The organism is Achromobacter pulmonis (assembly GCF_902859765.1).
In the GTDB taxonomy this organism is placed as follows: Bacteria; Pseudomonadota; Gammaproteobacteria; order Burkholderiales; family Burkholderiaceae_B; genus Achromobacter; species Achromobacter pulmonis.
The window spans coordinates 1-19,058 of record NZ_CADIJV010000021.1 but is presented as its reverse complement, the minus strand read 5'-3'; the positions used below and the strand labels follow the sequence as shown (position 1 = coordinate 19,058).

Sequence of the window (19,058 nt, the reverse complement as noted above, 5' to 3'; positions counted from 1 at the left end):
CATCAGCGGATGCCGGCCCGCATGAACGACTGCACGAACTGGCGCTGGAACAGCAGGAAGGCGATCAGCAGGGGCGCGGCCGACATCAGCGTGGCGGCGGTGATGACCGACCAGTCGATGCCCTGGTCGGTCGACGAGAACACCTGCAGGCCCACCGTCAGCGGCCGTGATTCCACCGAGTTGGTGATGATCAGCGGCCACAGGAAATTGTTCCAGTGGTGGCTGACCGACACCAGGCCGTAGGCCACGTAGATCGGCTTGGCCAGGGGCACGTACACCTTCCACAGCACCTGCAGGGCATTGGCGCCCTCCATGCGGGCCGCCTCTTCCAGTTCGCGCGGCACGGTCTTGAAGGTCTGGCGCAGCAGGAAGATGCCGAAGGCCGAGGCGAAATACGGCAGGCCGATGGCGAACACGGTGTCGCGCACGCCGAGCAGGCTCATGGAGCGGTAGTTCTCCACCAGCAGCACGTCCGGCATGATCATCAGCTGCAGCAGCACCAGCATGAAGACGAAATCGCGGCCACGGAACTCGAAGCGCGCGAAGGCGTAGCCGGCCAGGGTCGACAGCACCAGTTGCGCCGCCAGCACCATCGTCACCAGCAGGAAGGTATTGGCGAAATAGCGCGGGAACGGCGCCGCGTGCCAGGCGCGCGCGAAGTTGTCGAGCGTGAGCGGCGCGAACAGGTCGAAGCGGGTGGCGTAGGCCGGCGGATGGAACGCCGCCCACACGGCATAGGCCAGCGGCAGGATCCACAAGAGGCCCAGCGCCCACGCGCCCAGGGTATCGAGCTTGTCTTTCATTGATAGTGCGTCCTGCGGTCCAGCCAGCGGAACTTGACCAGCGCCGTCAGCGCCAGCACCACCAGCAGCACGACGGTCAGCGTCGCGGCGTAAGCGGTGTCCCAGAAACTGAATCCCACCTGGTAGATGTAATACAGCAGCAGCGTGCTGGCGTTGTCGGGCCCGCCGCGGGTCATGACCACCACGTGGTCCACCAGCCGGAAGGCATTGATCAGCGCATTGATCAGTACGAACAGCGTGGTCGGCATCAAGAGCGGCCACAGCACGCGCCGGAAGTACTGCCAGCGCGAGGCGCCTTCCAGCATCGCCGCTTCACGCAGCGACGGCGACACCGTCTGCAACGCGGCCAGGTAGAAGATCATGAAGAAGCCCGATTCCTTCCACACCGTCACCAGCATCAGCGCCGGCAGCGCCGTTTCGCGGTTGCCGAGCCAGTTGGGTCCGGGCACGCCGAACAGCTGCGTCACCTGCGCGATCAAGCCGTACTGCGGGGTGTAGAAGAACAGCCAGATATTGGCCACCGCCACCATCGGCAGCACCGTCGGCGTGAAGTAGGCCATGCGCAGGAAACCGCGCCCGCGCAGGTTGCGGTTGACCCACAGCGCCATGATCAGCGCGATGCCGATCGAGGTGGGGATGGTGCCCAGGGCGAACCACAGGTTGTTCCAGAGCGACTGCCAGAACACCGGGTCGTCGCGCATGACGGCGTAGTTCTCCAGCCCGACAAAGCGGGCCGGGCGCGCGCCCTTGGGCGTGGAAAAGAAACTGTGCCAGAGCGTCGCCAGCGCCGGGTAATGCGTGAACGCGGCGAGCAGCACGATGGCTGGCAGCAACAGCAGCCAGCCATAAAGCGCATTCAAAGAGCGGCTCATCGTGCTTGCGGGATCACTTGTAGGAACGCAGTATGCGGTCGGCTTCGCGCTGGGCGTCGGTCAGCGCCTGCTGCGGCGTCTTGGAACCCGTCAACGCGGCCTGCAGGGCATCGTTCAGGGTCTTGGTGACGCGCTGATTTTCGTGGGTCGAGAATTCCGCCACGCTCACCTTCAGCTGATCGCGCGCCACCGTGGCGGCCGGCACTTCCTGCGCGTACTTCTTCATCTTCTCGGTCTGCCAGGCGGCCGGGGTCACGGCCACGTAGCCCGTGGCGATGCTCCAGTCGGCGGCGCGCTCGGGCGTGGTGGCCCATTGCGCGAACTTGAGCGCGGCCTGCTGCTGCTCCGGCGTGCCGCTCTTGAAGATGTAGAAATTGCCGCCGCCGGTCGGGCTGCCGCCGCGCTTTTGCTGCGGCATCATGGCCACGCCGAACGGGAAATCAGCGTTCTTGCGGAGGTTGGTCAGGTTGCCGGTGGTGGTCCAGACCATGGCGGCCTTCTTTTCCAGGAAGTCCTTGGGCGTGGTGCCCCAGTCGATCGTGCCGGTGGGCATGATCTTGTGCTTGGCCGACAGGTCGCGCCAGAACTGTGCGGCCTCGACCACGGCGGGCTTGTCCAGGTAGACCTCGTTGCCCGCCTCATTCATCAGGATGGCGCCGTTGGGCGTGGTCAGGGCCTGGAACAGCCAGTAGGCGAAGGCGCCGCCCGACGGGATCTCGATGCCCCACTGCGTGGTGTTGCCGTTGGCGTCCTGCTTGGTCAGTTTCTTGCCGTACTCGACCAGCTCGGCCCAGGTGGCGGGCGCGCGCTCGGGATCCAGGCCGGCGGCCTTGAACAGATCCTTGTTGTAGTACATCACGATGGTCGAACGCTGGAACGGCACGCCCCAGGTGTGGCCGCCGGTGCGGCTGTTCTGCATGAAGGCATCGTAGAAGCCGCCCAGCCACTTCTTGTCGGCATCGCTCTTGGCCAGGCCGTCGATCGGCACGATGGCGTCTTCGTCGATCAGCGTGAACATGTCGGTCGACAGCAGCACGGCCAGTTGCGGCGGCGTGCCGCCCTTGAGCGCGGTCAGCGCCTTGGCGATCGAGTCCTGGTACGAACCGGCATAGATCGGCTTGATCTTGATGTTGGGATTTTCCTTCTCGAAGTCCGTCACCATGTCGTCGACGATCTTGGTGATCGGGCCGCCCACGGCGACCGGGTAATAGAACTCCACTTCGACGGGCTTCTGCTGCGCCTGGGCGGGCAGCGACAGGCAGGCGGCGGCAAGGCTGGCGGCCAGGGTCTTGAGTACGATGCGTCGCATGATTGCGTTTCCTTTCCTGTGGATTGGGCGTCTTCAGCGCCCGACGGTGTTGATGACCGCCGAATCGGCGGCAAAGAAATGCTGTTGTTCGGCTGCCCACGACAGTCGCAGGGATTCGCCGGCGCGGGCCCGCAGATGGCCCCCCACGCGCACTGCCACGCCGCCGCTGTCGCCGATGCGGCAGACGACGATAGAATCGGCGCCGAAGTACTCCACGCTCTCCACCGTGGCGGCAATGCCATCGGGGTCGATGCGGATGTGTTCCGGCCGCACGCCCAGCTTGGCGGCGCCGGCGGGCGCGCCGGCGATGGCCGGGCCGTGGGTGCCGGCGATCACGGTGGCGCCGTGCAGGTTCGCCAGGGTGATCAGGTTCATGGGCGGCGTGCCGATGAAGCGCGCCGCGAATTCGGTGGCCGGACGGGCATAAAGGCCGTCCGGCGTATCGTGCTGTTCGATCTGGCCGCCGCGCAGCAGCACCACCTGGTCGGCCATGCTCATGGCCTCGGTCTGGTCGTGCGTGACGTACACCATGGTGATGCCCAGGTCCTGCTGCAAGGCGCGGATCTCGCGGCGCATCTCGTGGCGCAACTGCGCGTCCAGGTTGGACAGCGGTTCGTCCATCAGGCACACCGGGGCTTCGGAAATCACCGCGCGGCCCAGCGCCACGCGCTGTTGCTGGCCGCCCGATAGTTGCGACGGCTTGCGATCCAGCAGATGGCCCAGCCCCAGCAGCGAGGCCACGCGTTGCAGGCGCCGGTCGTAATCGCGCGCCGGTTCCTTGCGCACCTTCAGGCCGAACAGAATGTTCTCGCGCACCGACAGGTGCGGGAACAGCGCATACGACTGGAACACCATGGAAATGCGGCGCTTGGCCGGCGGCAACTGGGTCACGTCGCGGTCGCCGATGCGGATAGTGCCGGACGTGGGCGTGTCCAGCCCGGCGATCATGCGCAGGGTGGTGGACTTGCCGCAGCCGGAGGGGCCCAGCAGCACGGTGAAACTGCCGGCCGGCACGGTGAAGCTGACGCCGTGGATCGCGGCCGCGTCGCCGTATTGCTTGGTGAGGTTATCCAGAACGATGGATGACATGCTGTCTCGTAGATCTAATTTTCAGATCCGCCCGCGGCGCGTGCGATGAAAACCTTTTCATTGTGCAGCGCAAACATGACGGAGATATGGCAGGGCTTAGTGTTTGTAATCGAGATTGGCGCTCAGGCGAAGGGATATGGCCCGGGGTATTCCCCAATCACGGCATGGTGGGTGACCAGGGCGCCGTCATGCCACCAGTGCAACTGGTAGCCCGGCGGCTCCATGATGTACTGCAGCGTCGGGCGTGGGCCCAGTTCCAGCGCCAACTGGTGCGCGGTCCCGGGACAGGTCGATGCGATGGTGCCGCCGAAGCGGCGGAAGATGGTGCGATGCAGGTGTCCGCACAGCACCCGTTCGACGTTGGGATAGCGTGCCACGATGCGTTCGAGCTCGGGTGCGCCGGCCAGCAGGCCGATGTCGTCCATGTGCTCGATGCCGGTCAGGAACGGCGGATGGTGCATCAGCACCAGCGTCGGCCGGCCAGGCTGTTCGGCCAGGCGCGCGGCCAGCCAGCCCAGGCGCACATCGCACAATTCGCCGTGGCTCTTCATCGGCACGACGGTGTCCAGCGCCAGCAGGCGCAGCGGCCAGGTCTCGACCGCGTACTGGATGAACGGCCCCTGCCCTTGCAGATAGCCATGTTCCGGAAAGGCGGCGCGCAGCTGCGCGCGGTCGTCGTGGTTGCCGGGCAGCAGGAAATACGGAATTTCAAGCGCCTGCAACTGCGCGCGTAACGCCTGGTATTCGTGCGGCCGGCCCAGGTCGGTCAGGTCGCCCGTGATCAGCACACAGTCGGGCCGCGGCGTCAGGGCGTTGAGCGCGCGCACCGCCGGCCCCAGGAAGGCGGCCGGGTCGATGATGCCGTAGGCCTTGTCGCCGGGGGTGCGCATGTGCAGGTCGGTGATCTGTGCGATGAGCATGAAGCGTGTCTCGGTCTTTGCTTATTCTGGAAAAATCAGCGGCGCACCGGGGCCGCGGTGCCGCCCACCACGATGCAATGCGGCAGACGATTCGATTGCGGCGGTTGGCCGTGGATCTGCGCCAACAGGTTGGAGCAGGCCGCCTGGCCGATGCCGTCGCTGGGTTGCGCCACGGTGGTCAGCGGCGGCGTCAACAGCGCGCCGAAGCGCATGCCGTCGAACCCGCACACCGAAATATCGCCAGGCACCGACAGCCCCAGCGCCACCAGGTCGGCGATGACCGCCGTGGCCAGCAGGTCGTTGGAGCAGAACAGCGCGGTGGGAGCCTGCTTGCCGCGCAGCGCGGTCTTGAGGGCGTCGGCGTCGCTGCCGGTATGCGAGCTCATGGCGATATGCTGGAGCGGCGCCAGGCCCAGCTTCTTGGCGCAGGCGCGCGCGCCCGACAGGCGGCGGCGGGCGCGGTCCGAGGCGGTCAGCGGGCCGGTCACGATGGCGATGCGGCGGTGTCCCAGCGCGGCCAGGTGCGCGACCATGTCGACGGCGGCGGCGCGGTTGTCGACCGACGCGTAGGGATGGTCGGAGGATTCGTTGTAGACCAGCACGTACGGCACGCCGGCGCTGTCCAGGTCGTCCAGCGTGGCGCTGCGGGCGGCATCGGCCACGGTCAGGATCAGGCCGTCGACCTGATGGTCGATCAGGCCCTGGACCGCCGCCGACTCCACCGCCGGGTCGTAGCCGGTGGCGGTCAGCATCACGCTGTAGCCGGATTCACGGGCACGCCTTTCGGCGCCTTCGAAGCACTCGGCGAATACCGGGTTGGACAGCGTCGGCAGGATCAGCCCGATGGTGCGGGTGCTGCCGGAGCGCAGGCTGCGGCCGACGCGATTGGGCCGGAAGCCCGCGCGCTTGGCGATGGCGCGGATATGCGCCAGCGTCTCCGGATGGACGATCTCGGGCTGGTTGAACGCGCGCGACACCGTGGCGGGCGAAACCCCCGCCTTGCGGGCAACTTCGATGATGGAGAATCGGGGCGATGCGCGCGACGCCATGGCTACGTGGCTGTTTATTTGCTGAAAACGTTTTCATCTTACAAGACAATTATGACCTTTGTGTTGCACGCGTTTGCGCTATGCTGATAACAACGCAACAACATAAGGCCAAGGCGCGGCGCAACACGAAATCCCTGCGAAAACGCGGTTTTTTCAGTGGTTTTCCTAATTGACGCGGCGCGCCCAATGGTTGGGTTTGTCATGGCCGGCACGCATCATGGGACGCACCGGATCAGGATAAACCCGAGGGTCAAGGGGACCGGGTGCGTAAGTCAGTACCGCGTATCTCGCGCGGCACCGGGATAGAGGAAAGGATCATGTCTACTGCCTTGAACAGACTTGGCGCGCTTGAGGCGGCGCACAAGCTGCAACGGCGCGAATTGACGGCAGTGCAATTGGTGCGGGCCTGTTTTGCTCGCATCGAGCAACGCGAAAACACCATCCATGCCTGGACGGCGCTGCAAAAGCAGGCCGCCCTCGAACACGCGGAAGCCCTCGACCAAGGCGCCTTGCGCGGCCTGCTGCACGGCCTGCCGATCGGCGTCAAGGATCTCTTCGACACCGTCGACCTGCCCACGCGTTACGGTTCGGCCATCTACGAGCGCCACCAGCCCGGACTCGACGCCGCCGCCGTGGCACTGTGTCGCCATGCCGGCGCCGTCGTGATCGGCAAGACCGTCACCACCGAATTCGCCACCTACCAGGCCGGCCCCACGCGCAACCCGCGCAACGCGGCCTACACGCCCGGCGGTTCCTCCAGCGGCTCGGCCGCGGCGGTTGCCGACGACATGGTGCCGTTTGCCCTGGGCTCGCAAACCGCCGGTTCCATCATCCGTCCCGCCTCGTACTGCGGCATCGTCGGCTACAAGCCGACCTTCGGCGCCATCTCGCGCGCCGGCGTCAAGAGCCTGGCCGAATCGCTCGACACCGTCGGCGGTTTCGCCCGCTCGGTGCCGGACGTGGCGCTGTTCGCCTCGGTGCTGATGCGCGATCCACGCCTGCTGAACCTCGCCTATGACGCCAAGCCGCGCATCGGCATGTATCGCAGCCTGCAATGGCGCCACGCCCAGGCCGAGACCAAGGAAGCCTTCGCCCAGGCCGCCGCCACGCTGTCGCGTGCGGGCGCCCATGTCGAAGAAGTGCCGCTGCCGCCCGAGCATTGCTTGCTGGTGCAGTTGCATGCGGACATCATGGCGTTCGAGTCGTCGCAGGCGCTGGCCTACGAGCGGCTGGAACACGCCGCGCAGCTCAGCCCCAAGATCCAGGCGATCCTGGAGGCCGGCGCGCGGATCTGCGCCGAGGAACACATCGCCAACCTGGCGCGAGCCGCCGAATCGCGGGCGCGGGTGGACGGCTGGTTCGACAAGTGCGACGTGCTGCTGGCGCCCGCCGCCAGCGGCGAGGCGCCTTTCGCCGACCTCGGCACGGGCGATCCGCAGTTCTCGCGCGCCTGGACCCTGTTCGGCCTGCCCTGCCTGAGTCTGCCCTTCGCCACCGGCCCGCAGGGCCTGCCCGTCGGCCTGCAGTTGATCGGCAAGCGGCACGACGACCATCGCACGCTGGCGATCGCTGCCTGGGTGCATGAGCGGCTGTTGGCCGCGCGCGAGCCCGACATCGGCGCATCCGGCATGTGGCCGCGGGGCTGAGCCGGCGCGCCACGCATGCGTGGACCAACGCCGATGCCCATGGAAAAGCCCGATCCATGGATCGGGCTTTTCGTTTTACGCAGGGCCGCTTCACGGTAAGAAGCAGGCCTGGGCGCTGGAGGCGGTAACCCCCGCGCCTGCGGCCGGGGCGCGGATCACGCGGCTTCGGCGGCTTCCTGTTCGGCGGCGATGGCGCCGGCGTTGATGTGGCGGTTCACGGCGCTCAGCACGGCCTGGAACGAGGCCGTGACGATGTCGCGGTCGATGCCCACGCCAAAGCCCGTGCCCGAATCACCGACGCGCAGTTCCACATAGGAGGCGGCGCGGGTGTCAGTGCCGGTGCCGATGGCGTGCTCGTGGTAGTCCATGATGCGCACGGGCACGTCCAGCGCGGCCACGAAGGCCGAGATGGCGCCGTCGCCCTTGCCGGTCACGATGCGGCGTTCGCCGTTGTATTCGAGTTCGGCCTCGATGCTGAAGTGCTGGCCTTCGCCGGCTGCCGGGTTGCCGTCGATGCGATGGCGCACCAGCTTCCACGGCGCCTTCTGTTCCAGGTACTCGCGGTTGAAGATGGTGTGCACGTCGTCGGCGGTGACTTCGCGGCCGGTTTCGTCGGTGACGCGCTGGATGGCGCGGCTGAATTCGATCTGCAGGCGGCGCGGCAACACCAGGCCGTGTTCCTGTTCGAGCAGGTACGACACGCCGCCCTTGCCCGACTGGCTGTTGACGCGGATCACGGCGTCATAACTGCGGCCGAGGTCGGCCGGGTCGATCGGCAGGTACGGCACTTCCCAGACGGCGTCGGGCTGCTGTTGCGCGAAGCCCTTCTTGATGGCGTCCTGGTGCGAACCGGAGAAGGCCGTGAAAACCAGGTCGCCGGCATACGGATGGCGCGGGTGCACGGGCAACTGGTTGCAGTACTCGGCGCAGCGGCGCACTTCGTCGATGTCGGAGAAGTCCAGGCCCGGGTGCACGCCTTGGGTGTAGAGGTTCAAGGCCAGCGTGACCAGGTCGACGTTGCCAGTGCGCTCGCCGCTGCCGAACAGGCAGCCTTCGATGCGATCGGCGCCGGCCATCACGGCGAACTCGGCGGCGGCCACGGCGGTGCCGCGGTCATTGTGCGGGTGCACGCTCAGGACGATGCTGTCGCGGCGCGCCAGGTTCTTGTGCATCCACTCGATCTGGTCGGCGTACAGGTTGGGCGTGGTGGCCTCGATGGTGGCGGGCAGGTTCAGCACCATCTTGCAGTCCGGCGTGGGCTCCCATACGTCGGCCACGGCGTTCGAGACCTCCAGCGCGAATTCGGGTTCGGTCGTGCTGAAGACTTCGGGCGAGTACTGGTAGCGCCACTTCGTTTCCGGGTGCTTGGCCATGTACTGCTTGACCAGGCGCGTGCCGGTCGTGGCGATGTTCTTGATTTCGTCCTTGGTCATGTTGAACACGACCTTGCGGAACGCCGGGGCGCAGGCGTTGTACAAGTGGACGATGGCCTGTTTGGCGCCGGCGGCCGATTCCACCGTGCGGCTGATCAGGTCTTCACGCGACTGGGTCAGCACGATGATGGTGACGTCGTCGGGGATGCGTCTTTCGTCGATGAGCTTGCGCACGAAATCGAAGTCGGTCTGCGAGGCCGACGGGAAACCCACTTCGATTTCCTTGAAGCCGATCTTGACCAGTTGCTCGAAGAAACGGAGCTTGCGCTCGACGCTCATCGGTTCGATCAGGGCCTGGTTGCCGTCGCGCAGGTCCGTGCTCATCCAGATGGGCGGCTGCGTGATGCGGCGGCTGGGCCAGGTGCGCTCGGAAAAGTCGCGGGCAAAGGGCGCGAAAGGGACGTATTTGGTGGCGGGGTTGGCAAGCATCATCACTACACCTCGATCGGTTTCTTGTGAATCCCGGGATCGGTTTCCTCGGCCGGCATGCGGCCGGATGGCGGCCTGATATGCCAGGGTTGGCCGCGTTTGGCGGCACAAGATTCAGTTTGGAAAAAAGGAATTCGCGTGTGGCAAGCGTGGCTGCCGAGCTACCACGGGGACACTAGGCCCGGCAACCGATCGGTAGGTATAGCGATAGCGCGATGAAGGCGGTACGAGCGCGCAGGCCGGCGACCGGAGCGGCGGAGCGTCCGGTGGCAATCGCGAGGGAGGTGCGGTAAGCGGCCATAGGTTGCTAGTCAAACACACTTTTGCGGCGAGCGCAATTGGAAAGGCGATAAAAAAGCCGGGGACGGATCGGTCCCCGGCGCCCGCCGGCGTCCGGCGGGCGGGTGGCGCGGCGGGCGTTATTGCGTCTGCATGTGGCCGCTCTGCACCACCTTGCCCAAGCGTTCGCGCTCGCTCTTGGTGAAGGCGACGAAACTGGCGCGCGAGCCGCCGCCCGGCTCGATGCTGCTCTGGCGCAGCGCGTCCTGCACTTCCTTGGTCTGCAGGCACTTCTCGATCGCCGCGTTCATCTTGTCGAGCACGTCCGCCGGCGTGCCGGCGGGCGCGAACAGACCGGCCCAGTGGCCGATACGCACGCCCGGGAAGCCTTCTTCGGCGGTGGTGGGGATATCCGGCGCGCTGGCCATGCGCTTGTCCCAGGTCGTGGCCAGCGCCTTGAGCTTGCCGCTGCGTATCAGCGGCAGCGTGACGATGCTGGCTTCCGACGTGGCGACGACCTGGTTGCCGATCACTGCCGTCACGCCTTCCGAACCGCTCTTGTAGGCGATGGGCTCGATCGGCAGGCCGGTGGCTTCCTTGACCATCTCGGCGACGAAATGCGGCGTACTGCCGTTGCCGGCGGTCGAGAACGTGATGCGGTCGGTCTTGGCCTGTTTGGCGCGGGCGACGAAGTCCTTCAGGTCCTTGGCCGGGTTGGATGGATTGGCGACGATCACCGACGGGGTGATCGACAGCAGCGCGACCGGGGTCAGTTCTTCGTCCTTGTAGGGCTGATCCGAGCGGATCAGGCTATTGGTGACCGTGCCGTTGCTGCCCACCAGGTAGGTGTAGCCGTCGGCGGCGCTGCGAGCGACGTGCGCGGCGCCGACCACGCCACCGGCGCCAGGGCGGTTTTCGACGATCACGGGCTGGTCCAGGGTCTTGCCCACCGCCTTGGCGATGATGCGAGCGACCAGGTCGTTGGCGCCGCCGGCGCTGAAGGGCGCGACGAACGTGATGGGCTTGTCGGGCCAGGCGGCGCAGGCCGGGGCGGCAGCGAAGGCGGCCGAGCAGGCCAGCATGAGGCCGGCGGCATACCGGACAGGGGTGCGGAACATGTAAAGCAAACTCCAGGGGCTGGCCGCGCATCCGGCAGGTCTCGGCTGCCGGTTATGTTTCAGGGTATGGGCGCGGCCGCGGTTGCGCGAGCCTGGAGGGCCAGTATAGGGGAGCCCGGCTGGCACGGGACTGAAACGCCCAGGCCGCCTTGCGGCGGCCTGGTGTCGGGGGCACAAACCGGCGGGTGTCCCGCCTCAGCGCGCCGGATCGCCGATGCGCGGCTCGACATAGCGCTGCTCGCGGGCCTCGCGGCGGCGGTCGTCGCGCCCGCCGTCCGAGGCCCGCGCGGCCGTGCCGTCGAGAATTTCCGCTTGCTCGGCCACCATGGCGATCTTGCCGATGCGATTGTGGCGGATTTCCGACAGGGAGCGGTACAGGTCGCCGACGGTGAACGGTTCTTCGCGGTTGCCCCAGGCCCAGCGCAGCACGCCGACCGATTCCGCGCTCAACTGCGGCGCCAGGTCGGCCAGTACTTCGGTGCGAATCGGCGTGGCGCGGCCGGACGCCAGGCTGGACGACAGCCATGCGCGTACGATGAAGAACACAATCAGGGTCCAGATGCCGGCCGCGACCCACCAGATATAGGGGTTGACCTTCTGCACCATGTCCATGGTGGGCTGGCCCAGCGTATGCAGGAAGTCATAGTTGACGCGCTTGCCGAAATCCAGGATCCAGGAAGCGGCGAGATACCAGACGATCACGGCCACGGCGATCACGATCGCGCGCACGAGAAGTCGGGGAAGCGCCAGTTTTAGCAGGGTCTGACCGATAAGTCGGCAATCCTGGCGAACGCGTGCGGGCGAAGTCTGATTCATCATGCAAAATATTGTACCTATGACCCGTCCTATTTTAGAACTGCGGCCCGGCCAGCATCTGACGCTGACCCCTCAATTGCAGCAATCGATCCGATTGCTGCAACTGTCCACGCTCGAGCTCGAAGCGGAGATCTCGCAAGTGCTCGCCGACAATCCGTTGCTGGAGCGCGACGATGAGCCCGCGTCGGCCGAGACCCAGGCGGAATCCGAGCGCGAATCATCGGTCCAGGACGACGAGCCCGCGCCCGAGCGCGACGCGCCGGTGGAGGAAATGCCGGGTTCCGGCGGGGTCTATCCCGACGACGATTCCGGTATGCCCGAGGCGGCCCGGCCCGATACCCTGCGCGAGCACCTGCTGGGGCAATTGGTGCTGACCCGCGCCGCGCCGCGCGATGCCGCGCTGGCGGCGTTGCTGATCGACGAGCTGGACGAGAACGGTTACCTGGGCTCGCCGCTGGAGGAAATCCTGGGCTGGCTGCCGGCCGAAATGGAGCCGGACCTGGACGAGCTGCGCGCGGCGTTGTCGCTGCTGCAATCGTTCGACCCGCCGGGCATCGGCGCCCGCGACATGTCCGACTGCCTGCTGTTGCAACTGCGCAACCCTGACCTGGCGCGCCTGCCCGAAGCCGCCGACCCGGCAGTGCTGGCCTGCGCCCGCCAGGTCTGTGCCCAGCATCTGGCGCTGCTGGCGACGGGCAACCACGCCAGGCTGTGCGCGGCGGCCGGTTGCGACGAGGCCACACTGCGCGCCGCCCATGCCCTGATCCTGCGTCTGGAGCCGCGTCCGGGCCGGGCCTGGACGGTGCCGGCGGCGGACTATGCGGTGCCGGATGTCATCGTGCGCAAGACGCGCCGTGGTTGGCAGGTGACGCTCAACAGCGCCGCCATGCCGCGCCTGCAGATCAACGGCCTGTACGCGCAGATGCTGGCCAACCAGAAGGAATCGGCCCACGCCGGCCTGCAGTCGCAACTGCAACAGGCCAAGTGGATGATCCGCAACGTCGAGCAGCGCTTCGACACCATCCTGCGGGTGGCGCAGGCCATCGTCGATCGCCAGACCGCCTTTTTCAGCCAGGGGCCCGCGGCCATGCGGCCGCTCATCCTGAAGGACATCGCCGGGGAACTCGGCTTGCATGAGTCGACGATTTCGCGCGCCACCACCCAGAAGTACATGCTCACTCCGTTCGGCACGCTGGAGCTCAAGCGCTTCTTCGGGGCGGGGGTGTCGACCGATGGCGGCGATGCCACGTCGGCCACCGCAGTGCAGACCTTCATCCGCCAGATGGTGGCCGAGGAGAACCGGGCCAAGCCGCTATCCGACAGCCAGATCATGGAAAAGTTGGCGGACCAGGGCATCGTCATTGCCCGCCGCACCGTCGCCAAGTATCGCGAGGCGCTGCGGATCGCGCCCGCCGCGTTGCGCAAGGCGCAGGCCGCGGCGCGCTGAATCCGCCTGCAAACGGGGTGGCGTCGGGCGCCGGACCGCGTCCGTGGCGCCTGCCTGTGTGTGGCGCCGCAGCAATAAAACGTCCCTTATTTCAAGGGGTTAGAGGCGTACGTGGTTGCAAATTATTTACGCAGGGTACTTGCCATTGCAGGAATAAATCCCGATAATTATTCTCATGTACATTTGCGTATGTAATGCCATCACCGAACGCCAAGTCCGCGCCAGCGTGGACGCGGGCGCGACGTCGCTTTCCGACCTGCAGTTCGAGTTGGGCGTGGCCACGTGTTGCGGTTGCTGCGCGGCCACCGCCGCCGAATACCTGCCTGGCGGCCGCTGCTCCAGCGTGTGCGACGTGCGCTCGATCGCCGTTCCGGTCAATCCGCCGGCCCCCCTGGCCGACGCGGGCGCGACCGCGGCGAACAGCAGCTATCCGGTCATCCAGGTCGCCGTCGCCTGAGCGGCGCCGCCACCTGCCACGGCTTGCAGGCCCAGCCCTGCAAGCCGTTTTGTTTCCGCTTCACAGAATTCCCTGATCCCCGACGCCAGTAGGCGTAGCGCCGATTCCGTCGACGGTACCGCCGGCTGCGCCGCGCCCACCAGGCGGTGGCCCGGCGCGCGATGCCGCGGCATGCCTGCAATGCCACGCCCAGCCCTCCTGTCAATGCGGCCTGCAACCCCATGAGGTTGGGACTCTCTCCGAATAAATCGTTTGTCAATGAATGAGGCGGCGCCCAGAATGGGCTCCTCGTTTCCTGCCTGGATCGGATGTGCCATGAAGGTGTCATCAGCCGTGCCCGTTGCCGCCTTGCCTGCCGACGCGCCGATGGGCGTGACCTGGGCGCCCATCGCGGCGTTCTGTTTCCTGTGGAGTTCGGCCTTCGCCGCGGCCAAGATCGCGGTGCGCGATTGTCCGCCGCTGACCCTGCTGACGATCCGCTTCCTGATCGCTGGCGCCCTGATGCTGGGGGTGGCGGCGGCCAGCGGGCGCTGGTCGCGGCCCGGCGGCCGCGACCTGGCGGCGCTGATCCTGCTGGGCGTGTTGAACAACGCCGCGTATCTGGGTTTGAGCTGGAGCGGCATGACCACGGTCTCGTCGGCGTTCACGGCGGTGCTGATCAGCACCAATCCCCTGCTGATCGGCGTGTTGGCCGGGCCAGTGCTGGGCGAGCGGCTGGGCTGGCGCAAGATGTTCGGGCTGTGCCTGGGGCTGGGGGGCGTGGCGCTGGTGCTGCGCTCGCGACTGTCCGGCATGCAGGAAGATACGCACGGCACGCTGCTGGTGACCGGCGGGCTGGTGGCGCTGGTCGCGGGTACGCTGCTCTACAAGCGCCTCAAGCCGGCCGCGGGCCTGTGGATGGCGACGGGGATCCAGTCGCTGGCCGGCGCGGCGGCGCTCCTGCCGGTGGCGCTGCTGCACGAGAGCATGGGCGATGCACGCATGACGGCCAGTCTGTTCTGGAGCATGGCATACATGATCGTCGCGGTATCGATCGGCGGCTATTACCTGTGGTTCATGATCCTGAGCCGGGCCAGCGCCACGGCCGCCAGCGCGCTGCATTTCCTGATGCCGCCGCTGGGCCTGTTGTTCGGTTGGGCGGTGCTGCGCGAGCCGGTATCGTGGCTCGACCTGTTGGGCATTGTGCCGATCGCGTTCGGCATCTGGCTGGCGACGCGGCGCGCGCCGTAGGGCCGCGTTTCAGCGGTTGTTCGCGCACAACGTGGCGCGCTCGGGGAGTGGTCCTAGAAATTCAGGGCCGTATCGTGCCGCTTGCGCCGCCGCGCGACCCCCGGAATGCCTGCGAATTGGCCTGATGCATGCCCGTGCAGCCCGCGCCATGCCTTGCGGTCGGATGCAAATCATCAAGCATGCATACTCATTCTCATTTATGTATCGCTTTCCGGTTGCGCTCGTAAAGCGGTTTACCAGATGCGCGCCAAGGCTAGGCGCGGCCCCGCGGCCGATGTTAGTCTGCCGGGGTTGCGTACTCGCGGCATCGTGCGCTTCTTGTCGCGATGCAGTGCGCGTCGCGCCTGACTGCAAGGAGTCCGTTATGAAAGGCGATAAAACCGTCATCCAATTCTTGAACAAGCAGCTGACCAACGAGTTGACGGCGATCAACCAATACTTCCTGCATGCGCGCATGTTGAATCATTGGGGTTTCGACAAGCTCGGCAAGCACGAGTACGAGGAATCCATCGGCGAAATGAAGCATGCGGATCGCCTGATCGCGCGCATCTTCATGCTCGACGGCCTGCCCAACCTGCAAGACCTGCACAAGCTGCTGATCGGCGAAGACGTGCCGGAACTGCTGGCCTGTGACCTGAAGCTGGAGCAAGGCGCCCAGGCCACCGTGAAGGAAGCCATGGCTTATTGCGAATCGGTGCGCGACTACGTCTCGCGCGATCTGTTCCAGGACATCCTGGACGACACCGAAGAGCATATCGATTACCTGGAAACCCAGATCGACCTGATCGACAAGGTGGGCCTGCAGAACTACCTGCAAAGCCAGATGTCCGTGCCCGACTGAGGCGCTTGCCGCGGCATGCAAAATGGCGCCCCTCGGGGCGCCATTTTCTTGCAGTGCTCGCGTCTGGCGCGAGCCGTGGGATCGGATTTACTGCGGGCGGGCCGGGCATTCGGCCATCGTGCCCCAGGCCCGGTTGGGGCCGCAGTACTTGTTGCGGGCCGCCCACGAGCACGAGGGGCGTTCGAAGAAGCCCTGCGTGGCGCAGTGCGCCAGTTCGCGCTTGAGCGCGTCCTGCCAGCCGGGCGCGCCCGGCGCCGGTGACGAATTCGGCGGGGGCGGCGCCTGCACCATGGGCGTGTTGCCGTAGCCGGCGGCCTGTTGGGCCGGTGCCTGGCCGCCGTTGATGGCGGTGCCGGTGCCCGGCGCCTGCAGGTCGAGCGTGCTGACGTCAGAGGTGCCTTGCGGCAGCGGCACCTGCGAGGCCGCGGCGATTTCGCGCGCCTGGTCCTGGCTGATGCGCTCGCGCGAAATCTGCACAGCCGGATCGCTGAGGGTGTCGAACAGCGAGACCGTGTTGATGGTCCATTCGTGGTCGGCCGGTTTGTCGGGCACGCCGAGCGTGCCGTCGATGCGCGGTTGCGGGGGCTGCGCCACGTAGGGACGCCCGTTGGCGTCGAGCACGGGTTGTTGCGACGCGGCCGCATCCTGGCCGGGTGCAGGCGCGGCCTGTGGCGCGTGCGCCACCAGCCAATCACCCAGTTGAATGCCGCCCCAGGCCGACGCGCCAAGCGCCAGCAGAAGCGTTGCGAATAATAAACGCCAAGACATTGCTACCCTCAAATCTGCCGTGCGGTACCCGAACGGGTCTACGCCTTGTCTCCGAAAACCTTGCCGCCATGCTCTCGCATCGCGTGGAATTTCACATCCGGATACAGTTCCTCGGCCACGCGCAACTGCGCGGGCGAACCGATCAAAAACGCCGCCGCATCGACCACATCATAGGCGATATGGGCAGCATTGGCATCCATGAACTTGCGCAGCGCCTTGGGGTTATCGGAAGTAATCCAACGTGCCATTGTGTAGCGCGAAGGCATCATGCGCGCGTCCACGCCGTACTCGGTCTTGAGGCGGTGCGCGACCACTTCGAACTGCAGCTGGCCGACCGCGCCGAGCAGCAGCGAGCCGCCGGCGGCCTCGGGGCGGAACACCTGGATGGCGCCCTCTTCGCCCAGTTGTGTCAGGCCGGTGCGCAACTGCTTGGTGCGCAGCGGGTCTTTCACTTCGACGGCCTGGAACAGTTCCGGCGCGAAGAACGGCAGGCCGGTGAACTGCAGCGTTTCGCCTTCGGTCAGCACGTCGCCCAGTTGCAGCACGCCGTGGTTGGGAATGCCGATGACGTCGCCGGCATAGGCCTCGTCCAGCAGCTCGCGGCGTTGCGACAGGAACGACACCACGTTGTTGGGGCGCATTTCCTTGTTGGTGCGGGCGACCTTCAGGCGCATGCCGCGCTCGAAGCGGCCGGAGCTGACGCGCACGAAGGCGACGCGGTCGCGGTGCGCCGGGTCCATGTTGGCTTGCACCTTGAACACCACGCCGGTGAACTTGGGTTCCTCGGGCTGCACCTCGCGTTGCAGCGCCACGCGCGGGCCGGGCGGGGGAGCCTGTTCGACCAGCGCGTCCAGCACTTCCTGCACGCCGAAGTTGTTGATGGCCGAGCCGAAAAACACCGGGGTCTGCTTGCCGGCCAGGAACTGGTCGCGGTCGAAGGCTGGGGCGGCCTCGTTGATCAGTTCGATTTCGCCGCTGGCCTGCTCGAAGGCCGCGCCGAAGCGGCGCGCGATCTCGGGGTTGGTCAGGCCTTCGATGAAGTCGTCGTTGTCCGCGCGGCGCTCCTGGCCGGGGCGGAACACGCGCATGCGGTCGCGGCGGATGTCGAACACGCCGCCGAAGGCCTTGCCCATGCCCACCGGCCACGAGAACGGCACCGCGTCCATGCCCAGGTGGCCTTCGATTTCCGACAGCAGTTCGAGCGGTTCGCGCACTTCACGGTCCATCTTGTTGATGAATGTGATGATGGGCGTGTTGCGCGCGCGGCAGACCTGCAGCAGGCGGATGGTCTGGGGCTCGACGCCGTTGGCGGCGTCGATCACCATCAGCGCGGCATCGACCGCCGTCAGCACGCGGTAGGTGTCTTCCGAGAAGTCCTGGTGGCCCGGGGTGTCGAGCAGGTTGATGACGCAGTCGCGGTATTCCATCTGCATCACCGACGAGGCCACCGAAATGCCGCGCTGCTTTTCGATTTCCATCCAGTCGGAGGACGCGTGGCGCGAGGCCTTGCGCGCCTTGACGCTGCCGGCGATCTGGATCGCGCCCGCGAACAGCAGCAGCTTTTCGGTCAGCGTGGTCTTGCCCGCGTCGGGGTGGGAAATGATGGCGAAGGTACGGCGCCGCGCTACTTCTTGTGGGATGTTCATGATCGGAGGATTCAACCTGACGCCGCGGATTCAGCCCGGCGCGGTCCGGTATGGTGCATCGAAACAAGCGGGGCACGCGCCGTTGCCGGCGCGTGCCCCGCGCGTGGAAATTCAGGAATGGCGGCGGAACGAGGCCAGGAACACGCCCGCCAGGATGAACAGCGAACCGAAGGTGCGGTTCATCCAGCGGATGTGCCTGGCGCTGCGCAGCAGGCGCAGCACGCGCGCCGCCAGCAGCGTGTAGATGCCCATCGCCACCAGGTCGGTGAATGCCAGCGTGCCGGCCAGCGCCGCGTACTGCGGCGTCAGCGGCAAGGCGGTGTCGACGAACTGAGGCACCACCGCCAGCAGGAACACCGTGCCCTTGGGGTTCATGGTGTTGATCAGGAAGCCGCGCATCACCAGCTCGCGGATCGTGGCCTGCTTGGGATCGCCGGCATCGACCGCGACGGGCGCGGCGTCGGTGCGGATCTGGCGCACACCCAGGTAGATCAGGTAGGCCACGCCCAGGTACTTGACCACGTTGAAGGCCATTTCGGAAGTGGCCAGCACCGCGCCCAGGCCGACCGCGACCACCACGAACTGGAACAGGATGCCCAGGATCAGGCCGGCCGTGTTCCAGTAGCCGCGGGCGAACCCGTACTTCAGTCCGGAGGACATCGCCGAGATGGCCCCCGCGCCAGGCGAGAACGAAATGGCCCAGGAGGCCAGGAAGAACGTCAACCAGGTGGAAAGAGGCATGATGGCGCGGGTCCGTGGGTCGCAGTAACAGGTATGCCGCTGATATTACTTGGAGAGCAGCGCCGCGCGCGGGGCGCCGGCCGGGCGCCCGTTGCCGCCGTTGCCGGCGGGACGCGCGTTGCCGTCGGGACGGCGGTGGTTCTGCGCCGGACGCGCATCGCTGCG

General features: G+C 66.6%; 17 protein-coding genes. 5 read left to right on the top strand and 12 right to left on the bottom strand.

The window, feature by feature from the left end; all coding sequences use genetic code 11:
- Positions 1-2: 2 nt before the first annotated feature.
- The 6 genes from HV701_RS17310 to HV701_RS17285 form a co-directional block, all read right to left on the bottom strand.
- A complete protein-coding gene (locus tag HV701_RS17310; protein ID WP_175134258.1) occupies positions 3-803 on the bottom strand; it encodes a carbohydrate ABC transporter permease in 801 nt (266 codons plus the stop codon).
- Positions 800-1,675, bottom strand: coding sequence for a carbohydrate ABC transporter permease (locus HV701_RS17305; RefSeq protein ID WP_175134257.1), 876 nt, complete (start codon positions 1,673-1,675; stop codon positions 800-802). The genes HV701_RS17310 and HV701_RS17305 overlap by 4 nt, the downstream gene beginning before the upstream one ends.
- Before the next feature lie 13 nt (positions 1,676-1,688).
- Positions 1,689-2,984, bottom strand: a complete 1,296-nt coding sequence (locus HV701_RS17300) for an ABC transporter substrate-binding protein (protein ID WP_175134256.1) — start codon at positions 2,982-2,984, stop codon at positions 1,689-1,691.
- Positions 2,985-3,017: 33 nt separating this feature from the next.
- Complete coding sequence (locus HV701_RS17295; protein WP_175134255.1) at positions 3,018-4,073, bottom strand: ABC transporter ATP-binding protein; 1,056 nt, start codon at positions 4,071-4,073, stop codon at positions 3,018-3,020.
- Between the two features lie 122 nt (positions 4,074-4,195).
- Complete coding sequence (locus HV701_RS17290; protein WP_175134254.1) at positions 4,196-4,993, bottom strand: phosphodiesterase; 798 nt, start codon at positions 4,991-4,993, stop codon at positions 4,196-4,198.
- A 35-nt stretch (positions 4,994-5,028) separates the two neighbouring features.
- A complete protein-coding gene (locus HV701_RS17285; protein ID WP_175134253.1) occupies positions 5,029-6,042 on the bottom strand; it encodes a LacI family DNA-binding transcriptional regulator in 1,014 nt (337 codons plus the stop codon).
- A gap of 317 nt (positions 6,043-6,359) precedes the next feature.
- Between HV701_RS17285 and HV701_RS17280 the strand changes: the two genes are divergently transcribed.
- Positions 6,360-7,688: an amidase gene (locus HV701_RS17280; protein ID WP_175134252.1), complete on the top strand. Its 1,329-nt coding sequence runs from the start codon at positions 6,360-6,362 to the stop codon at positions 7,686-7,688.
- Positions 7,689-7,843: 155 nt separating this feature from the next.
- On the opposite strand, the gene leuA is transcribed toward HV701_RS17280, so the two are convergent.
- The 3 genes from leuA to HV701_RS17265 form a co-directional block, all read right to left on the bottom strand.
- Positions 7,844-9,553 (bottom strand): 2-isopropylmalate synthase, encoded by a 1,710-nt coding sequence (gene leuA / locus HV701_RS17275; protein WP_175134251.1) that lies wholly within the window; start codon positions 9,551-9,553, stop codon positions 7,844-7,846.
- A gap of 416 nt (positions 9,554-9,969) precedes the next feature.
- Complete coding sequence (locus HV701_RS17270) at positions 9,970-10,947, bottom strand: tripartite tricarboxylate transporter substrate binding protein (RefSeq protein ID WP_175134250.1); 978 nt, start codon at positions 10,945-10,947, stop codon at positions 9,970-9,972.
- 195 nt (positions 10,948-11,142) lie between these two features.
- On the bottom strand, positions 11,143-11,766 hold the full coding sequence (locus HV701_RS17265; protein ID WP_175134249.1) for a hypothetical protein: 624 nt from the start codon (positions 11,764-11,766) through the stop codon (positions 11,143-11,145).
- 16 nt (positions 11,767-11,782) lie between these two features.
- Here HV701_RS17265 and rpoN point away from each other — a divergent pair, with 16 nt between their 5' ends.
- The 4 genes from rpoN to bfr all read left to right on the top strand — a co-directional run bounded on the left by rpoN (position 11,783) and on the right by bfr (position 15,738).
- Entirely contained in the window at positions 11,783-13,210 is a 1,428-nt protein-coding gene (gene rpoN, locus HV701_RS17260; protein WP_474001608.1) for an RNA polymerase factor sigma-54, read from the top strand.
- Between the two features lie 175 nt (positions 13,211-13,385).
- The gene (locus HV701_RS17255) at positions 13,386-13,667 is read left to right on the top strand and encodes a (2Fe-2S)-binding protein (protein ID WP_272909276.1); all 282 of its coding nucleotides are present in this window, start codon (positions 13,386-13,388) and stop codon (positions 13,665-13,667) included.
- Between the two features lie 315 nt (positions 13,668-13,982).
- On the top strand, positions 13,983-14,897 hold the full coding sequence (locus tag HV701_RS17250; RefSeq protein ID WP_175134247.1) for a DMT family transporter: 915 nt from the start codon (positions 13,983-13,985) through the stop codon (positions 14,895-14,897).
- Between the two features lie 364 nt (positions 14,898-15,261).
- Positions 15,262-15,738, top strand: a complete 477-nt coding sequence (gene bfr / locus HV701_RS17245; RefSeq protein WP_175134246.1) for a bacterioferritin — start codon at positions 15,262-15,264, stop codon at positions 15,736-15,738.
- Positions 15,739-15,825: 87 nt separating this feature from the next.
- Here bfr and HV701_RS17240 read toward each other — a convergent pair whose 3' ends face one another.
- From HV701_RS17240 to HV701_RS17230, 3 genes are all read right to left on the bottom strand, one after another.
- Positions 15,826-16,506: a hypothetical protein gene (locus HV701_RS17240; protein WP_175134245.1), complete on the bottom strand. Its 681-nt coding sequence runs from the start codon at positions 16,504-16,506 to the stop codon at positions 15,826-15,828.
- A 38-nt stretch (positions 16,507-16,544) separates the two neighbouring features.
- Positions 16,545-18,152, bottom strand: coding sequence for a peptide chain release factor 3 (locus HV701_RS17235; RefSeq protein ID WP_175134244.1), 1,608 nt, complete (start codon positions 18,150-18,152; stop codon positions 16,545-16,547).
- Between the two features lie 111 nt (positions 18,153-18,263).
- Entirely contained in the window at positions 18,264-18,893 is a 630-nt protein-coding gene (locus HV701_RS17230) for a LysE family translocator (RefSeq protein ID WP_175134243.1), read from the bottom strand.
- Positions 18,894-19,058 lie beyond the last annotated feature (165 nt).